This is a genomic window from Microcystis sp. CS-574, from assembly GCF_028329095.1.
Classification (GTDB): domain Bacteria; phylum Cyanobacteriota; class Cyanobacteriia; order Cyanobacteriales; family Microcystaceae; genus Microcystis; species Microcystis ichthyoblabe_A.
This window is the reverse complement of record NZ_JAQMSY010000053.1, coordinates 1-3917: the sequence shown is the minus strand read 5'-3', so window position 1 is coordinate 3917 and position 3917 is coordinate 1. Positions and strand designations below refer to the sequence as shown.

Sequence of the window (3917 nt, the reverse complement as noted above, 5' to 3'; positions counted from 1 at the left end):
GGTGTGGGGTGTGGGGTGTGGGGTGTGGGGTGTAGGGTGTAGGGAAAGAAACCTCTTTCATCTGTGGGGGTGAAAATTTTTTCATCGGGACTGCCTCCTGCCTTCGTTATTGACTCGAATTTTGCTGATTTTCTGTTTTTTTTAGTCTGGTGTGGCAGAATCTAGAAAAACTTAACAATAATCAGCAATCAGCGAGAGATATACTACAAACAAACATGAGCAAGTTTTAATTAAGAGAACTATGAGCTTTCGATTTGGCAAAATCTTGATAGCAGGGGTATTAGCGACACTTTTGCTAGTAACTTCCTGTGCTAAAGCTCCCTCGCAATTTGACCAAGCGCAACAGGAAAGTACCGCTCGCGGGGCGGCGGCAGTGGTGAAAGAATCCACCTCTGGCGGCAGTTTTAATCGGTTTTTCCCGCCTTCTGGGGGAGGATACGAGCGCGTCTATACCCAGGAGAAAAAAGGCTTTGCTGAGGCAAAACTGAAGCAAGATGGCAAAGTTGTGGCTATGTTAGCCATATCTGACATTAGCAATAATCCCGCCGCAGCCAATAAATTCCAAGACAGTCAAACCACAATCAAAGGTTTTCCCTCTATCGAACAGGGTGCAACCGCCAGCTCCGTTTTAGTCAATAATCGCTATCAAGTCAAGGTTTTATCGCGGGATACGGATTTTGATGCCAGCGATCGCCAAGCTTGGTTGGCTAAGTTCGATTTAGATGGTTTAGCAAAATTAAAGTAAGGAGACATCCGTGAGTAAGCCAATTTTTGAACTGGTGGACAAATTACCGACGAATAATCTCACCGTCAAAGTTCTCAAAACCCTTGATTATGTGGTGCCGGGAGAGTGGGATAACCTAGTCGGGTTTAAAAATACGATTATCAAAGTCACCGGCGAAACCGACGAAAGCATGATCCAACAGATTGGCGATCGAGCCGTTTGGTTGTTTAATGATAAATCCCAGGGCTATCAACGGGCGCTCTGGCTCTACCAAACCATCGACAGCGCCGATAATGCCCTAGCCACTGCCTCTCTTGCCAATGCCGTCGGTGGTAAAATTCCCCTCATGGGCGGTTTAATCGAAAGATTAACCCCTGCCCCCGAAAAAGCGCAAACCATCGATCTAACCTTGAAATTAGTGACCGAATTAGTCGCTTTTTGTCAAATTAATGGCATTCCGGGGGATAGTATCGGGGATTTCGTCACTTCTCTGGGAGATTATAGCGGCGAATCCCTGATGCGGATGGCGGCGTTAGTTTGTTTGGATGGTTTGATTCCTCTGGGGGGCAGTTTTATCCGCAAAGTGGAATCTACCCTCAGTATTCTTCACCCAGAAGACTTAGAATCTAACTCTACTTTCGGCAGTATTAAAGAATTGATTCCGGGGGGAAATACTGCCAGAAAATTAGACTTTATCGGTCAAAGTTTCGACTCGACTAAAGGTTGGATGAGTAGTTTTGTCAGCGATCGCGATTTGAGCCAGCAGGGATTATTGAGCAAAATTCAGGGATTTATCGACTTTTCTGCCGATAAATTGGTGTATGTTGGGGCATTTCTCGATATGACGACTAATTACTATGAACATACCGGCATTCAAACCCTGGCTCGTCGTTTAATCGAAAGAGCCGTGGCGGAAATTTAACTGCAAGACTCTGAAACAAGCGAAGAAAAAGCTCTAGAAAAAGTTTAGGCTCTTCTAGGTTCTGTGTGATCAGTTTAACTTACATAATGATCGATCGATCTTTGTGTCCTTTGTGTCTTTGTGGTTCGTTCCACCCCCTCGCTCTTGAGAAATGTATCCTAGAATACATTTTACCCACCAAACCTAGGAGAGCCGTGCTTACTTCAGCTATCAAAAAGCAGCGCGTGAAATGCCCGCACAAAATGGAGCAATCAAACAACCCCGATAAATTTTCCTGTCCCCAACCTGATATGATCGAAATTGGCGATCTTACGATTAAGACCAATGCAAAATTTTCCTATCTCTAAACCCCAATGATTTAGGGCTTTTTTACTTGAGAATTTGTCGTTAAGGACAGCAGCATCAGCTTATTTTTTATCTTTAGCCCCGCCTATCTAACCGCTCATGTCTATTGAAGAAGCTTTGAAACTCCTAAAAGAATATGGATGTATTAAACTAAAAATTGCCCAATCTCCTGAAGAAGAAGAAGCTCTAAGACAGGCAATTTTATTGGTTAACCAAGGTTCGGAATCAATTAATTTAGGTATCTGTGCCGATAACAATGAAGAGGGATTTAAAGCTCTGAAAGGTTATCTACAAGCCCTAGGATACCCCCTGCCTAATAGTCTCCCAGAAGACCAGCCAGAACAGGGAGCGGTGTATATTAAATATAATACCCAAAGACAAGCTTCCTATCTCGATTCTTATACGGGAACCTATCGCGGTGTCCTGGTTTCTTGTCAATCAGAAAATGATCAATTAGTCGGTACTTATGGTCACTTTCCCCTCGATTTATTCTCTTAAGAGGGAGAGTTTTGGGCTTATTTAAGCTATTAACAATCATCGGCACCCCCCTAATCAAGGGGGGATTAAGGGGGGATCAAAGACCAAATCTATTGAATTCTTAACTTTTTACCTGAAAAAAATATGTATTTGTTAATTCCAGCAGCGGGAATGGGTAAACGGATGGGCAGCGATCGCAACAAGTTACTGCTCACCCTGCACGGAAAACCGCTCCTCGCTTGGACTTTGCTGGCTGCCATGCAATCCAGGGCAATTATCTGGATTGGCATCATGGCACAACCGGAAGACTTTGAGGAGATCCGAGAAATTATAACCGCCATAAATGCCCTTAAACCCGTGCAAATCATCCAAGGAGGCGAAACCAGACAAAAATCAGTTTACAATGGCTTACAAGCCCTGCCAGAGGGGGCTGAGACGGTTTTAATTCACGATGGGGCGCGATGTTTAGCCACCCCCGAATTATTCGATCGCTGTGCTGTCGCTTTAGCCACTTGTCAGGGTTTCATAGCGGCGGTTCCGGTGAAAGATACGATTAAAATTGTCGATAGCAAGGGTTGGATTAAGGATACACCCGATCGATCTCGGTTGTGGGCGGCCCAAACGCCCCAGGGTTTTCAGGTAAAATTATTAAAAGAATGTCATGAACAGGGCCGAAAATTAGCTTGGGAAGTCACCGACGATGCCGCCTTATTAGAAAAATGTGGTTTTCCCGTCAAAATTGTCGTCGGTGAAGAAACTAACTTAAAAATTACTACCCCCGGAGATCTGGCAATTGCCGAATATATTTTAAGTCAACGTTTATAATTTTTCATCTACTTTAACGCCGTCCGGTTTAACAATACGAGCGGGAATACCCACCACCACGCAATTAGGTGGAATATCCTTTACTAGCACTGAATTTGCGCCCACGGTGACATTATCGCCGATGGTAATATTTCCCAAGACTTTAGCGCCGGCGGTAATCCTGACATTATTGCCAATTTTGGGGCGACCGCTTTTATCTTTATAGCCAAAGACCGATTTTGTCCACAATGTAGGGGCGAACTGCGTTCGCCCAAAAGGTACATTATCAAAGCGCAAGTCCCTTATTTATGACAATGAAGTAACTAGAACTGGCTCCTAGGCAAGGCTACGAGCTTTATAATCATAATAAATAGCTGCTCAAAAAACCCGAAAACGCCATAGGAGTTTAGCAAATGTCTAACGAAACTGTAACTTATTCCCTAGAAGCTATCCTGATAAGGATTGAGAGTAAAATCGATAAAATCGATGAACGTCTCACAAAATTAGAAATCGGACAGGCCGAACTCAAAGCCGAGTTAAAAGGCGATATTAAAGTATTAGACGAGAAAATCGAGGGATTAACTACACGGGTTGGTTATCAGGAATTTACCAACCGGGGGATTCTCATCGCTTTGGTGGTTGCCG

General features: G+C 44.0%; 5 protein-coding genes and 1 pseudogene. 5 read left to right on the top strand and 1 reads right to left on the bottom strand.

What is annotated here, in order from left to right; genetic code table 11:
* Nucleotides 1–241: 241 nt before the first annotated feature.
* The 4 genes from PN470_RS03730 to ispD all read left to right on the top strand — a co-directional run bounded on the left by PN470_RS03730 (nt 242) and on the right by ispD (nt 3293).
* Complete coding sequence (locus tag PN470_RS03730; RefSeq protein WP_271936675.1) at nt 242–745, top strand: hypothetical protein; 504 nt, start codon at nt 242–244, stop codon at nt 743–745.
* Nucleotides 746–755: 10 nt separating this feature from the next.
* On the top strand, nt 756–1646 hold the full coding sequence (locus PN470_RS03725) for a hypothetical protein (RefSeq protein WP_002776005.1): 891 nt from the start codon (nt 756–758) through the stop codon (nt 1644–1646).
* Nucleotides 1647–2090: 444 nt separating this feature from the next.
* Complete coding sequence (locus PN470_RS03720) at nt 2091–2489, top strand: DUF1824 family protein (RefSeq protein WP_002737278.1); 399 nt, start codon at nt 2091–2093, stop codon at nt 2487–2489.
* A 123-nt stretch (nt 2490–2612) separates the two neighbouring features.
* Nucleotides 2613–3293 (top strand): 2-C-methyl-D-erythritol 4-phosphate cytidylyltransferase, encoded by a 681-nt coding sequence (gene ispD / locus PN470_RS03715; RefSeq protein ID WP_002792529.1) that lies wholly within the window; start codon nt 2613–2615, stop codon nt 3291–3293.
* Here the strand turns inward: ispD and PN470_RS03710 are convergent.
* A pseudogene (locus tag PN470_RS03710) lies at nt 3288–3500 on the bottom strand (serine O-acetyltransferase); the annotation flags it as partial. The gene ispD and the pseudogene PN470_RS03710 overlap by 6 nt on opposite strands.
* Nucleotides 3501–3685: 185 nt before the next feature.
* Here PN470_RS03710 and PN470_RS03705 point away from each other — a divergent pair.
* A partial coding sequence (locus PN470_RS03705) for a DUF4164 domain-containing protein (protein ID WP_272103703.1) occupies nt 3686–3917 on the top strand: 232 nt, incomplete at its 3' end.

What these genes read in the sequence shown, in the direction of transcription:
- PN470_RS03730 (WP_271936675.1), top strand. Translation starts at nt 242, where the DNA reads ATGAGCTTTCGATTTGGCAAAATCTTGATAGCAGGGGTATTAGCGACA.
- PN470_RS03720 (WP_002737278.1), top strand. Translation starts at nt 2,091, where the DNA reads ATGTCTATTGAAGAAGCTTTGAAACTCCTAAAAGAATATGGATGTATT.
- ispD (WP_002792529.1), top strand. Translation starts at nt 2,613, where the DNA reads ATGTATTTGTTAATTCCAGCAGCGGGAATGGGTAAACGGATGGGCAGC.